3 protein-coding genes are annotated in these 14,998 nt (G+C 66.2%); all 3 read left to right on the forward strand.

What is annotated here, in order from left to right; translation table 11 throughout:
- Positions 1-3,257 (forward strand): SDR family NAD(P)-dependent oxidoreductase (locus tag ACFYOY_RS48530; RefSeq protein WP_351904414.1); only part of this gene is annotated, 3,257 nt, incomplete at its 5' end.
- A gap of 39 nt (positions 3,258-3,296) precedes the next feature.
- Complete coding sequence (locus tag ACFYOY_RS48535) at positions 3,297-9,620, forward strand: thioester reductase domain-containing protein (RefSeq protein WP_330816422.1); 6,324 nt, start codon at positions 3,297-3,299, stop codon at positions 9,618-9,620.
- A complete protein-coding gene (locus ACFYOY_RS48540) occupies positions 9,613-14,736 on the forward strand; it encodes a type I polyketide synthase (RefSeq protein WP_351904410.1) in 5,124 nt (1,707 codons plus the stop codon). Before ACFYOY_RS48535 ends, ACFYOY_RS48540 begins: the two co-directional genes overlap by 8 nt.
- Positions 14,737-14,998: the final 262 nt, after the last annotated feature.

The raw sequence follows: 14,998 nt of genomic DNA on the forward strand, positions 1-14,998 counted from the left end.
ACGTCGAGAAACGACTCGAAACATCGCCATGGCGCGATCACATCAGCATCGCCGTGGTGAACAGCCCCACCAGCACAGTGATCTCCGGAAACAGCCCCGCTACCGAACAATTCGTGGCGGCGTGCGCATCAGACGGAATCCACGCCCGCCTCCTCCCTGTCGACTACGCCTCGCACAGCGTGCAGATGGAAACCCTCAGGGAACAGCTTGTCGACGCGCTCGGCCGAATACACAGCACCACTCCCGTCATCCCCTTCTACTCCACGGTGAACCGTGGATGGATCGACAGCGAAATCCTCGACACCGAATACTGGTACCGAAACCTCCGCGAGCCAGTGTTCTTCCGGGATGCCGTCGAGGCATTGATAGACAGCGGACACGGAACCTTCGTCGAAGTCAGCGCACACCCCACACTGGTCCCCCACATCCAGGACAGCAGTCGGGGTCACAACCCGACCGTGGCCGGAACGCTGCGACGTGGCGAGTCGGCCCACGACACGCTCCTCACCCACGCCGCACAACTGTTCACCGGCGGACTTGCCATCCGCTGGACCGCGTTCATGCCGACCCGCGAACACGGCATTAGCACAGCTGCCGAACTACCGACGTACGCCTTCCAACACCAGCGTTACTGGCTCACCGACACACCCACCGACCCAGTTGCCCTCGGCTTCGACTCGATCGCACACCCCTTCCTCACCGCGGGCACCCAACTGGCCACCACCGACACCCACCTGCTCACCGGCCGACTGTCCCTGGAGGCCCACCCCTGGCTGGCCCACCATGTCGTCATGGGCAACGTCCTGTTGCCCGGCACCGCCTTCGTGGAGATGTTCCTGACGGCTGCCCGCCTCGCCGAACGCGACCTTGTCGAGGAAGCCGTGATCGGGACTCCACTGGTCCTGCAGCGCGGGACAGCGGTTCTCCTCAGGATCGAAGTGGATCCTGAGGATGAGGCCGGCTCCTGTCCGGCTCGCCTCTACTCCCGGCCTGAGCAGAGCGACGAGCCATGGACCCAACACGCGACGGCACTGCTTGCGCGGGGCCTTCAGGACCCCGTCACCTTGGACTGGCCGCCCGCCGAGGCCGAAGAGATCGATCCGAGCGCTCTCTACGACAGTCTGTCCGAGGCCGGTTTCGCGTACGGCCCGATGTTCCGTGGGACGACCGTCGCGTGGCGCCGCGGAGCAGAGGTATTCGCCGAGGTCGAGTTGCCGGAAGAGGCGGGAAGGTTCGACCTGCACCCGGCGTTGTTCGACGCGGCTCTGCACGTCAGCGCTACCGGAATGGGCTCGGGTTTGCCGTTCACCTTCAACCGGGTCCGTCTGCACACGTCGGGAGCCCACGCCCTGCGCGTTCAGCTGACGCCCTTGGGGGACGACTCGTTCACCCTACGCGCGACCGACCTCGCGGGAGTACCGGTGTTGTCGGTGGCGTCCTTTGTGGTGCGGGCAGTGGAGCCCGGGCGGCTCAAGGCGTCGAGACCGGACGATCTTTTCCAGCCGGATTGGGTGCCGACAGTTCCCGGTGAGCCACTGGCGCGCCGCGTGGCTGTCCTGGACGACGACCCCTTCGGCCTGGGCTTCGGGCCGGCCGACGAGCCTGACGTGCAGGTGGTGTCCGTGGCCGCCGACGATGACGGCGTTGTGGTCGCGGATGTGTATCGGCAGACCCATCGGGTGTTGAACATATTGCGGGACTGGCTTGGAGACGAAGGGAGGGCCGCAGCGAAGCTCGTGGTGGCGACGGATCGCAGTCTGGCTGCGCAGACCGTGGCCGGAATGGTGCGATCGGCTCAGTCGGAGAATCCGGGCCGGGTCACGCTCGTCGAGATAGACGGCCCCGTATCCGCCGACTCCTTCCGCAGAGCGTTGGCCTGTGACAAGCCTCATGTGCTGCTACGCGAGGGCGAGGTTCTCGTGCCTCGTCTCGTTCGGGTGCGCTCCACCACGGCGACAGAGGCAGAGCGAGGCCTGGCGGGCTCCGTTCTCATCACCGGCGGAACCGGCGTACTCGGTGGGACTCTCGCCCGCCACCTCGCCTCCCGCGGGGTGCCACACATCGTTCTCGCCGGCCGCCGGGGTCGAGACGCCGAGGGCATCGTCGAACTGGAAGCCGAACTCGTCGGCTTGGGTGCTCGGGTGACCGTCGCGGTCTGTGACGCCGCCGACCGTGATCGACTCGCCGAGCTGATCGACAGCCTGGAGCCGCCCCTGAGCGGCGTCGTGCACGCGGCAGGAGTTCTGGACGACGGAGTCATCACCGCGCTCACACCGCAACAGGTCGACACCGTCCTGAGACCCAAAGTGGACGCTGCCTGGAACCTCCACGAATTGACCAAGCACCGCGATCTTCCCCTGTTCATCATGTACTCCTCCGCCGCCGGTCTCTTCGGCAACGCGGGGCAAGGCAACTACTCCGCGGCTAGCGCGTTCCTCGACGCCCTCGCCCGGCACCGGCGAGGGCAGGGCTTGTCCGCAACTGCCCTCGCCTGGGGCCTGTGGGAGGAGGACACCCGTATGACCGGACACCTCGGCGACGCAGGACGATCCCGGCTGGCGCGCGTCGGGATCCAGACGATCACCAACGCGGGTGGTATGGCGATGTTCGACGACGCCCTGATCGTCGAAGTCCCGGACGTTGTGGCGATCCCGCTGCACATTCCGACCCTCCAGAGGCACCAGGCCGACATCCCGCCGCTGCTGCGCAGTCTCCTGCCCCCTCCCCGCAGCGGTCCATCAGGCACTCTTCGTGACCGGCTACGCGGATTGACCGCCGGCCAACAGCACGCACTCGTCCTGCGCACTGTCCAAACCGAAGTGGCCGCGGTGCTCGGACACGCCACGCAGGAAGCCATCGGCCCTGACCAGCCCTTCAAGTACCTCGGGCTCGACTCATTGACCTCGGTTGAACTACGCAACAAGCTCGCCGAACACACCGGGTCCCGGCTACCCGCCACACTCATCTTTGACCACCCGACACCGAACCGGTTGAGCGAGTACCTCATAACCGAACACTTGACCGAGTCGCCGATTGCCTCCGCGCCGAGTGTGGAATCGGTGCTGGCCGAGCTGGACCGGATGGAGACGCTCCTGCCTGCTGTCTCAGCGGACGGAGCGGTACGTAAGCAGGTCGTCGGCCGCCTGCGGTCGCTGACGTCGCGACTCGACGGCGTCGCACCGCACGGGGCAGTTCCCGATTTCGAATCGGCCAGCGCTGATGATCTCTTCAAGTTCCTCGACGGCACGCAGTCCTGATCAGGCGGCCGCGAGATGTGAAGAAAGGGAAGCAGGACTGTGAGTGGCGAAGACAAACTGGTCTCGTATCTCCGGAAGGCGACCGCTGACCTGCACGAGGCACGTCAGCGCGTCCGGGAGCTGGAAGCACAGGAACGTGATCCTGTGGTAATCGTGGGCATGGCGTGTCGCTTCCCGGGAGGCGTGAAGTCCCCGGAGGACCTGTGGTCCGTCGTCAGCCAAGGCGTGGACGCGGTTGGCGAGTTCCCCACAGACCGGGGTTGGGACGTCGAGGCACTGTTCGACCCGGACCCCGACCAGCCTGGCAAGACCTATGTGAGGCAAGGTGGTTTCCTCAAGGATGTCGCCGGGTTCGATGCCGACTTCTTCGGCATCTCGCCACGCGAAGCACTCGCGATGGATCCACAACACCGGCTGCTTCTGGAAGTCACGTGGGAGGCAGTGGAACGCGCGGGCATCGATCCCCTGTCACTGCGGGGAAGCCCCACCGGCGTGTTCACCGGATTGATGTACCACGACTACGGGGCACGGGTGCGGACCGTTCCGGCCGAACTGGAGGGGTACCTCGGTAGCGGAAGCGCGGGAAGTGTTGCCTCTGGTCGGGTGTCGTACGTGCTGGGCCTGGAGGGGCCGGCGATCTCGGTAGACACCGCGTGTTCGTCTTCATTGGTGGCACTCCACCTGGCAGCCCGGGCCCTACGGGCCGGCGAGTGCAGCATGGCCCTGGCAGGCGGCGTGACCGTGCTGTCGTCCCCACAGGCATTCGTGGAGTTCTCCCGGCAACGAGGGCTGTCGCCGGACGGCCGATGCAAGTCCTTTTCGGACTCGGCAGACGGAACTGGCTGGGCCGAAGGCATTGGCGTCCTCGTGCTGGAGCGTTTGTTCGACGCGCAACGCCTCGGACATCGCGTCCTCGCGGTCGTCCGCGGTTCGGCGGTCAACCAGGACGGCGCGTCGAACGGCCTCTCTGCGCCCAATAGTCCGTCGCAGCAACGTCTGATCCGCCAAGCGCTGGCTGATGCCAGGTTGTCCACGGCGAATGTCGATGTGGTGGAAGCACACGGTACCGGGACACGCCTCGGCGACCCCATCGAAGCCCAAGCGCTGCTGGCCACCTACGGCCAACGTGAAACCGACACAGCACCACTGCTCCTGGGATCATTGAAGTCGAACCTCGGGCACACCCAGGCCGCGGCAGGTGTCGGTGGTGTGATCAAGATGGTGATGGGCATGCGGCACGGGATTGTGCCGAAAACCCTGCACGCCGATCAGCCGTCCAGCCATGTCGACTGGACCAGCGGCAAGGTCGAGCTCATCACCGAGAACCGCGACTGGCCCGGAACCGGTGCCCCGCGACGGGCCGCCGTCTCCGCCTTCGGCGTCAGCGGAACCAACGCGCACGTAATCCTCGAACAGGCGCCGACACAGCAACCCTCGCAAGAGCCGACGACCAGCGTGGTTCCCCTCGTGCTCAGCGCGAAGACCGCGACGGCGCTGCGCGACCAGGCCTCCCGGCTCGCCGACCACATTGACCATAGAGCACCGAACCTGGTGACCCTGGCACACGGTCTCCACACGTCGCGTTCCCTGTTTGACCTCCGCACCGTCATCATCGGCGCCAACCAGCACGAGGTGGTGACGGGGCTCCGGGCGGTCGCCGACAACGAGCGCAGGGAACCGGGCAAGGTGGTGATGGTCTTTCCCGGCCAAGGATGGCAATGGACCGGAATGGCCACCGATCTCCTCACCACCTCCAGCACCTTCGCCAAGAGCATGGATGCCTGCGCCAAGGCGCTCGCTCCCTACAGGGACTGGAACCTGGAAGACACCCTCCACGACCAGACCCTGCTCCAACGCGTGGACGTGGTCCAGCCGACACTCTTCGCCGTCATGGTTTCCCTGGCCGAAGTGTGGCGCGAACTTGGCCTCACGCCTGACGCCGTGGTCGGACACTCCCAAGGCGAGATAGCAGCCGCCTACGTCGCCGGAGCACTCGGTCTCGACGACGCCGCGCGCATCGTCGCCATCCGGAGCCAGATCCTCGCCAGCCTCTCCGGCCGCGGCGCCATGGCCTCCATCGGCCTGCCCGTACAAGGAATCGAGAATCGACTCCTACCTTGGCATGGCCGCATCAGCCTGGCCGTAGTGAACAGCCCGAACAGTGCGGTGATCTCAGGAGAAACCGCGGCGATACACGACTTTGTCGCCGCCGCCGAAGCCGACGGCATTCAGGCTCGCGTACTCCCGGTCGACTACGCGTCCCACAGCACGCAGGTGGAGAGCCTGCGCGAAAGGCTCGTCAGCGCCCTCGGTCACATACAAGGCGCCGCCCCTGTCATTCCCTTCTACTCCACCGTGCATCGGGATTGGATCGGCAGCGCGGCCCTCGACAGCGAGTACTGGTACCGCAACCTCCGCGAACCAGTCCATTTCTGCCATGCCATCGCAACGCTGGCCGACAGCGGATACGGAACCTTCGTGGAAGTCAGCGCCCACCCCGCGCTGGTTTCCCACATCCAGGACAGCAGCGGTGACCACAACCCGATCGTGGCGGGGACACTGCGACGAGATCAGCCGGCTCACCAGGCGCTCATCGGTCAGGCCGCCGAGCTGTTCACCCATGGCCTCCCCATCCACTGGACCGAGCTGTTGCCTGACCACCAGCCTGACGCCGGTGCGGGGGCGGATCTCCCCACGTACCCCTTCCAGCACCAGCACTACTGGCTCTCGGAAACCCCTGCCGAGCCGACGGGCTTCGGCTTCGAGCCCATCAACCACCCGTTCCTCAACGTGAGCACGCGACTGGCGGCCGATGGCACCCACCTACTCACCGGTCGGCTGTCCCTGGCAACCCATCCCTGGTTGGCCGACCACGCCGTCATGGGCAACGTCCTGCTGCCCGGAACCGCCTTCGTGGACATGGCCTTGTTCGCCGGAGCCCATGTCGGCGCCGACACCATCGACGAGCTCGTCATCGAGGCCCCGCTCACCCTCCCCGACGAAGCCGCTGTTCACCTTCAGGTCACCGTCAAGGACGCGGACGAGAACCACTACCTCACCATTCACTCCCGGCACACGCACGACGCCGACTGGACCCGTCACGCCAGCGGCGTCTTGACCATGCGGTCTCCGGACCCCGGTGGGGCGGACTGGGCCACGCAGTGGCCGCCACCGGGCAGCGTGGCCGTCGATACCCAGTTCTTCTACTCGAAGCTTGTCGAGCGCGGCTACGTCTACGGGCCACTCTTCCAGGCAGCCACATCCGTGTGGACGCGTGGCACGGAGATCTTCGCCGATGTGGCCCTGCCGGACGACCACATCGCCAATGACTTCGTCGTGCACCCCGCTCTGCTGGATTCTGCTCTGCACCACGCGCCGACGCCCGGCGCAGGGGTCTTCCTGCCGTTCGCCTGGAACGGTCTCCGGGCGCATTCCGTGGGCGTCTCCTTCCTTCGAGTACGGCTGACACCCAGTCGCGACGGAGGCACAGCGCTGGTCGCCGTCGACGAGCGGGAACAGCCCGTGGTGTCCTTCGAGTCACTGCTCGTCCGGCCCGTCGATCCGCGACAGCTGACGGCCACGCGCGCGAACGAGGTGTACTGGATCGACTGGGTTCCGGCGGCAGCCGGCGAACGTGGTACGGAACGATGGGCGATGCTGGGGGACGATCCATTCGGCCTCGGCCTCGAGCAGGCCCACGGGACGCCTGATGTGCTGGTGGTTTCTGTTGCCGCTGATACGGGCGACGTGGTGGCGGCCGTGTACGACCGCACGCATCACGTGTTGGGCGTTCTTCAGCAATGGCTCGGAGACGAACAGTGGATTTCGTCCCGTCTGGTCGTGGTGGTCGGCCCGGACATGGCCTCGGCCGCGGTGGCCGGACTGGTCCGTACCGCTCAGATGGAGCACCCCGGCCGGATCGTGCTGGCCGAAGTGGACGGACCAGTTCCGGCGAGCACCCTTCAGGACGCGGTCGGTTGCGGCGAAGACCAGATCGCGATCCGCGACGGCCGGGTGCTGGTGCCTCGCCTTGCCCGTGTGCGCTCCGCGGTGTCCGCCGGGATCGCCCCGGAGCGAGGCCTCCAGGGTTCGGTCCTCGTGACAGGGGGAACCGGTGTGCTGGGCGGCACGCTCGCCCGCCATCTCGCCTCTCGTGGCACGCCGCACGTTGTGGTGGCCGGTCGTCGCGGCCGTGACGCCGACGGAATGCGCGAACTGGAGAGCGATCTCGTCGCGTTGGGCGCCAGGGTCACGATCGCCGCGTGTGATGTCGCCGACCGTGACCAACTCAGCAAGCTGATCAACAGTCTCGATCCCCCACTCACCGGTGTTGTGCACGCGGCGGGTGTCCTGGACGACAGTGTCGTCACCGCGCTCTCACCGGAGCAGGTTGACGCCGTCCTGAGGCCCAAAGTGGACGCTGCCTGGAATCTGCACGAACTGACCCAGGACCTGGACCTTCCGCTGTTCGTGCTGTACGCCTCGGCTGCCGGTGTCTTCGGCAACGGTGGCCAAGGCAACTACTCCGCCGGCAACGCGTTTCTCGACGCTCTCGCACGCCATCGCCGGGAGCAAGGGTTGTCCGCGACAGCTCTCGCCTGGGGGCTCTGGGAAGACGACACCCGCATGACGGGACAACTCGGCGACGCGGGAAGATCCCGGCTCGCCCGGATCGGTGTCCGAACCATTACCGCGGCGGACGGTATGGCCATGTTCGATCACGCCCTGGCGATCGACGCCGCCAACCTCGTCCTTGTCCCCCTGGACATTCCGACCATGCACGCGCACCGGGCCGACATCCCCAAGCTGCTGCACAGCCTCCTCACCCCGGCCGCCACTGCCCGCAATAAGCCATCGCGCACCCTCCGCGACCGGCTCCACGGACTGGACGCGGATCAGCAGCACGCACTCGTCCTGCGCACTGTCCGGACCGAACTCGCCGCGGTCCTCGGACACACCACGCCGGACAGCATCGACCCTGACGAACCGTTCAAGAACCTGGGTCTCGACTCACTCACCTCGGTGGAGCTGCGCAATCGTATTGCCAAACACACTACGACACGCCTGCCCGCGACCCTCATCTTCGACCACCCGACACCCGCTGAGCTGGCATCGCGCCTGTTCCTTCAGTTCGGCGGGCCGGACACCGCCGGACAGCATGAGAGCGTCGACATCCGGGGCGATGTGCGGCTTGCCGACGACATCCGGCCGGCGGCTCACATCGAACCGGTCGCCGAGGATCCGCAGCACGTGTTCCTCACGGGCGCCACAGGCTTCCTGGGAGCGTTCGTCCTGCGTGACCTCATGCGCCAGACCGCGGCGACCGTTCATTGCCTGGTCCGAGCCGCCGACGAGGCCGAAGCACACGAGCGGATCCGGCAGAACCTCGAGTTCTACCGGATCGCACAGGACATCGACCCCACGCGGATTTCCGTGGTCGCGGGCGATCTGGCTCAGCCGCGACTGGGACTGACCGCTGAGCGATTCGACGCGTTGTCCCGGCAGATGGACGTCATCTACCATCTCGGGGCCACTGTCCACTGGCTGCATCCGTACGCGGCACTGCGAGACGCCAATGTCCTGGGGACGCAGGAGGTCATGCGGATGGCTGCCGCACATCGGACCGTGGCGGTGCACTATGCGTCCACCGTCGGCCTGTTCACCGACCGGGCGCGACGACGGACCCCGGTCGGGGTCGACGACCCCACTGGACCGCCCGAAGCCTTGGCGAACGGGTACCTGCGCAGCAAATGGGTGGCCGAGCAGCTGATCGGTATCGCCCGGGAGCGCGGTCTGCCGGTGTCGGTGTACCGGGTCGACGTGGTCTCCGGTGACCAGGTCAACGGTGCGTGCCAGTCACGTGACTTCATCTGGTCAAGTTTCAAGGGGATTCTGCAGGCTGGGTACTACCCGCACAGCACGGGCCGGATCCCGTTCCTGCCGGTCGACTACGTCAGCTCGGTGATCACTGCGCTGTCCCGGCAGGCCGAGGCCGGAGGCCAGACCTTCCACATCTTCAACCACGATTCGCTCAGTTTGACCGACTGTGTCGAGTACTTCGGGCGCTTCGGCTATGACCTGGCCGAGATGCCCCGGGAGAGCTGGCGCGAACTGATTCAGTCGGACAGCAGGAACTCCATGAACCCACTCCTGCACGCCTTTGAGGCGCTGTTCCTGGACACGGATTCCTCGTACGCGCCGATCGACACGACCAGTACGCGGGTGTCGCTCGCCGGCCACGGAATCGAGCTACCGAAGCTCGACGAGCGGCTGATGCGCACGTACGTCGATTTCTTCGTGACCACCGGGTTCTTTCCGCCGCCGCCCACGGGCCGAACAGGTAAGAGTGAGACGGATGTCTGACATCGCCAGAGAACCGATCGCGATCGTCGGAATGGGATGCCGCTTCCCCGGCGGCGTCAACTCGCCCCAAGATCTCTGGGAGCTGGTGTCGAACGGCCGCGAGACGGTCTCCGAGATGCCCCGCGACCGAGGATGGGACTTCGTACGACTGGGACAATGGGAGCAGAATAGCCCGGGCTCCAGCGCCACCCGGTTCGGCTCCTTCCTGGACGACGGCGCCGACTTCGATCCGGAGTTCTTCGGCATCTCCGAGCGAGAGGCCATGGCCATGCATCCCGCGCAGCGGCTGGTCATGCTCACCTCCTGGGAGACCTTCGAGGACGCGGGAATCCCACCAGCTGGCTATCGGGGCCAGGACGTCGCCGTATACGTCGGTTTCTTCGGCCCGGAGGACTACGGACCTCGATGGCACAACGCGCCTCAGGAACTCAGGGGCCGGGTGGTGACCGGCTCCTCGCCCAGTCTGCTGGCAGGGCGTCTGTCGTACTTCTTCGGATTCCACGGCCCTTCGGCGACCCTGGACACCGCATGTTCGGGTTCCCTTGTCGGTGTGCACCTCGCCTGCCAGTCGCTGTGCACGGGTGAAGCCGATCTCGCGCTCGCCGGCGGCGCCACGTTCCACGGGCTGCCGGGGGTGTTCACCGAATTCAGCAAGCAGGGCGCACTCGCTCCGGACGGACGGTCCAAGTCCTTCGCCGATTCCGCGGACGGTACCGGATGGGGAGAGGGTGCGGGCATGCTCCTGCTGGCACGCCTGTCCGACGCTCAGCGGCTCGGCTACCGCGTCCACGCGGTGATCCGAGGCAGCGCGGTCAACCACGATGGAGCGAGCCGCACGCTGACCGCGCCCAGCCAGGAGGCGCAGGAACGGCTCATCCGCAAGGCCCTAGCCCAAGCCGGGTTGGACACGGCTGACATCGACGTCATGGAAGCCCACGGGACCGGCACCCGGCTGGGCGACCCCATTGAGGCCAGGGCGATCCTCGCCACCTACGGGCAGCGTTCCCCCAGACGGCCACTGCTCCTCGGTTCCGCGAAACCCAACATCGGGCACACTCTGGCGGCCGCGGGAGCGGGTGGCCTGATCAAGATGGTCCAGGCGCTCCGGCACGGTCTGGTGCCGATGACCTTGCACACCGACAAGCCGAACCCGCTGATCGACTGGTCCACTGGGACGGTCCGGCTCGCCACACACACCAGCCACTGGCCTGCGGTGGACCGGCCCCGCCGCGCCGCTGTCTCGTCGTTCGGGGTCAGCGGCACCAACGCTCACGTCATCGTGGAGGAGGCTCGGCCCACACCACACGACGAGCGGGCCAGACCGCATGGCGACGTCGTGCCTTGGGTCTTGTCCGCCCGCACGAACAAGGCTCTGCGAGACCTCGCCCGCAAGATGGCTCCGGAGGCCGGTGCGCACTCCGCCGACGTCGGCTTCTCGCTCGCCACGGGGCGTACCCGCTTCGTCCGGCGGGCTGTCGTGCTGGGCCGAAACCCGGAGGACTTCCGGCGTGGGCTCGACGCGCTCGCCAGCGGACAGTCCACCAAAGACGTCGTCGTGGGCGATGCCGTTCCCGCGCGGGACGTGGCATTCGTGTTTCCTGGCCAGGGAACACAATGGGCTGGGATGGCCGTGGAACTGGCGGCCTCCTCACCCGTTTTTCGGCAACGGTTGTCCGAGTGTGCCGACGTGCTCGCTCCGTACTGCGACTGGTCGCTGACCGATGTCCTGCACCGGAGTTCCGCACTGGACCGGGTGGATGTGGTGCAGCCGACGCTGTTTGCCGTCATGGTCGCGCTCGCCACTCAGTGGGAGGCGTACGGGGTGCGGCCGACCGCTGTAGTGGGTCACTCGCAGGGAGAGATCGCCGCCGCCTGTGTCGCGGGAGCTTTGTCCTTGCCGAACGCGGCACGTGTTGTCGCGTTGCGGAGCCGGGCGCTCGCCACACTCGCCGGCGACTACGGAATGGCCGCCGTGTCCCTCGGCCAGGACGACGTCAGGGACTACGTGGCACGCCGACAATCGTCCATCGCCGTGGTGAACGGCCCTCGGAGCACAGTGCTCGCGGGCCCGCGAGAGGAACTGCTGTGCGCAGTCGCGGACATCGAGTCCCGGGGTGAGCGGGCGCGCATGCTGCCCGTCGATTACGCCAGCCACTCTTCACAGGTCGAGGCGGCACGGGAGAGAATCCTCGACGCTCTGGCTGACATCGAGCCGCAGGCCGGGCGCATCCCGATCTACTCGTCGGTCACCGGGCAACGCGTGGACGGGCAAGAGCTCACAGCCGAGTACTGGTACCGCAATCTGCGCGAACCCGTGCGCTTTGATCTGGCGACCAAGCAGATGCTAGAGGACGGGTTCCGCGGTTTCGTGGAGGCCAGTCCTCATCCTGTCCTGCTTGCCGCCATCGAGAGCGTCGCCGAGTCCGTGGAGACGAACGATGTCGCCGTAGTGGGCTCCCTCCGACGTGCGGACGGCGGGCAGCATCGTTTCCTGCGCTCTCTGGCCGAAGCACATGTGCGAGGTGTCGAATTCGACGCGGACAGCGTGTTCGGGAAGTGGCATCCGCGGCGCGTGGAACTGCCGACCTATCCGTTCCAGACACGGCGGCTGTGGGTCGAGCCTGACCGCGAGCCCTCAGGTGAAGGGACGGTGGGCCACCCATGGCTGAGCAAGGCGACACCGCTGGCCGACTGTGGAGGCTGCGTTCTCACCGGCAGCATTTCGCTACGGATACATCCATGGTTGGCGGACCATCAGGTCCAGGAGCGTGTGGTGGTGCCGGGAGCCGCCGTCGTCGACCTGATCGTCACGGCTGCCCGTGAAGTCGGCAACGGTGTGGTCTCGGAGCTCGTCCAGCATAAGCCCCTGGTTGTGCTGGAGGAGTTGGATCTCCAGGTTGTGGTCGGTGGACCGGAGAGCGACGGCTCACGCACGGTGAGCCTCTTCTCGCGAGCCCGGATGGACGAACCGTGGGTGTGCCATGCCGATGGAGTGCTGATGCCCCACCTCGCGCCTGAAACTGTCCATGCCGCCGCTTGGCCGCCTGCCGATGCCGTAGCCATTGACCCTGCGACCGTCTACAGCGCTTTCGCGAAGACCGGGATCCACTATGGACCCGCCTTCCAGGCTGTCAAGACAGCCTGGCGGCGTGGCCACGAGTTGTTCGCCGAAGCGGCGCTGACCGTGCGGTCTGAGGCTTTCGGGGTACATCCCGTCTTGCTGGACGCCGCGCTGCACGTCATCGGACTGTCAGCGCCGGGCGAACGGCAGGACAAGCAGATGCTGCCCTTCACGTGGACAGGGGTGTCCCTGCGAGGCATTCCGACGGACTCGGTCAGGGTACACGTCAGGAAATTGCCCGATGGGCGTTACTCGTTGCGCATGACCAGCCTGGACGGAAGAAGTCTGCTCACCGTCGACGCGCTGGAGATGCGAGCGGTCGCTGGGCTGCGTGTCCCTGCCCGTGCCCAGTCGTCGTTCCGCCAGGTATGGCGTGCTGTACCGGTCGCGAAAACCAACCCGGTTGCACCGGTGGTCACGGATCTGGCCGCTTTCCATACGTCGGTCGCGGTCGGCGCCGTGGTGCCCAAGGCCGTGCTGTGGCAGCTTTCCAGCAAGGACGCTGAACCTGACATCTGGCTGAGCGAAGTGTTGCGGGAACTCCAGAGCTGGCTTGCCGAGGAAGCGTGCGCCGAGAGCAGGTTGATCATGCTCACCACTGGCGCCGTCAACACGCGGCCTGACGAAGACGTGGATCCATCGCTGGCCGCTGTCTGGGGACTCGTACGTTCGGCGCAGACCGAGAACCCCGGCCGGTTCACTCTGATCGATTGGGACGGGCGGGAAAGTCCGTCGCTGATGGCTGCCGCGGGCCTCACCGACGAGCCACAACTGGCCGTTCGGGGGGGAACTGTGAGCGCCCCACGCCTCGTGCCGACACCACCGGCAGCCGAGTCGGGAAGACTGCACGGAACAGTGCTCATCACCGGGGGAACCGGGATGTTGGGCGGTAAGGTCGCCCGCCATCTGGTTGCGCACCACGACGTCCGACATCTCGTGCTCACCAGCCGACGTGGTATGCGTGTGCCCCAAGCCCAGCAGTTGGTGGACGACCTGACCGCGCTGGGTGCGACGGTCGACGTCGTCAGTTGCGACATCGCACGTCGAGAGAGTGTCGCCGAACTGCTGCGCGGTATAGGGGGCTTGACGGCCATCGTGCACGCAGCCGGCACTTTGGCGGACCGACTGATAGAGGACCTCACACCGTCCGACGTCGCCCAGGTCATGCAGGCAAAAGCTTGTTCCGCACGGTATCTGCACGAGCTTACCGAGGGTCTTGATGCCTTTGTCATGTTCTCCTCATCCGCTGCCACGTTCGGCAACATCGGACAGGGCAACTACGCAGCGGCGAATGCCTATCTCGAAGGACTGGCACAACATCGGCGAGCACACGGGTTGCCCGGTACTGCACTGGCCTGGGGACTGTGGGCGGAACGCGGCGAGATGACGGCAGGTGTGCCGGACGCTGAGTCCTTCGCCCGGCTCACGCCCGGTGTCACCCTGGCAGAATTGACCGAGGACGAGGGTTTGACGCTGCTTGATGAGTTCTGGAATGCCGAGGAGGCGTCTACTCTGCTCGTCCGGGTAGAGAACACCACCAACGACATCCCGATCCTGCGCGCCTCGACGCGGCACCGAACCACAACCACCGAAGACACCTTGCCCGAGCGCTTGCGGCAGATGAACCAGCAGGAACGACGTGTCGCACTCCTGGATCTGATCACCACCAACGTGGCCGCGGTACTCGGAAACCATTCAGCGGCCGCGCTCACTGACACCGGGTCGTTCAAGGACGTGGGAATGGAATCACTGGAAAGCGTCGAGTTGCGCAACAGACTCGGTGCGGCGCTCGGCAGACGCCTGTCCAGCACAGTGATCTTCGACTATCCGAGCCCTCTCCAGTTGGTTGAGTATCTCAGTCGGCTCGTCGCACCGGATGAAAGCCCCATCGTCGCCCCCAGCCGGTCGAGCGAACGGCAGCACCTGTCCGAGGAGCAGGTCGACACGATGAACGTCCAAGGGCTCATCGACTACTTGCGACGGGGAGAGTCCTGAAGATCTTGACCTCTGGCCCCGGCGTGTTAGCGACGAGGCCGGACTTGGGACTGTACGGTCAACGGTGGCCATTCCTCGCAACGCCCTCGTGACTCGGCTCCGGGGATCGTTGTTGTGGTACGGGGAGACCGGAGGGGATCGAGGCGGTTCTAGTAGGACTCCGTTAAGTGTTCCTCGCGTACGCCACCGACCGCGGACGCACGCTGATCGACCGCCGCTTGTATCTGCCGACGTCATGGACAGACGACCGGGAAAGGTGCCG

It is taken from the genome of Streptomyces sp. NPDC007875, assembly GCF_042868035.1.
In the GTDB taxonomy this organism is placed as follows: Bacteria; Actinomycetota; Actinomycetes; order Streptomycetales; family Streptomycetaceae; genus Streptomyces; species Streptomyces antimycoticus.

Coding starts and splice junctions, on each gene's coding strand:
- ACFYOY_RS48540 (WP_351904410.1), top strand. CDS start 9,613: ATGTCTGACATCGCCAGAGAACCGATCGCGATCGTCGGAATGGGATGC.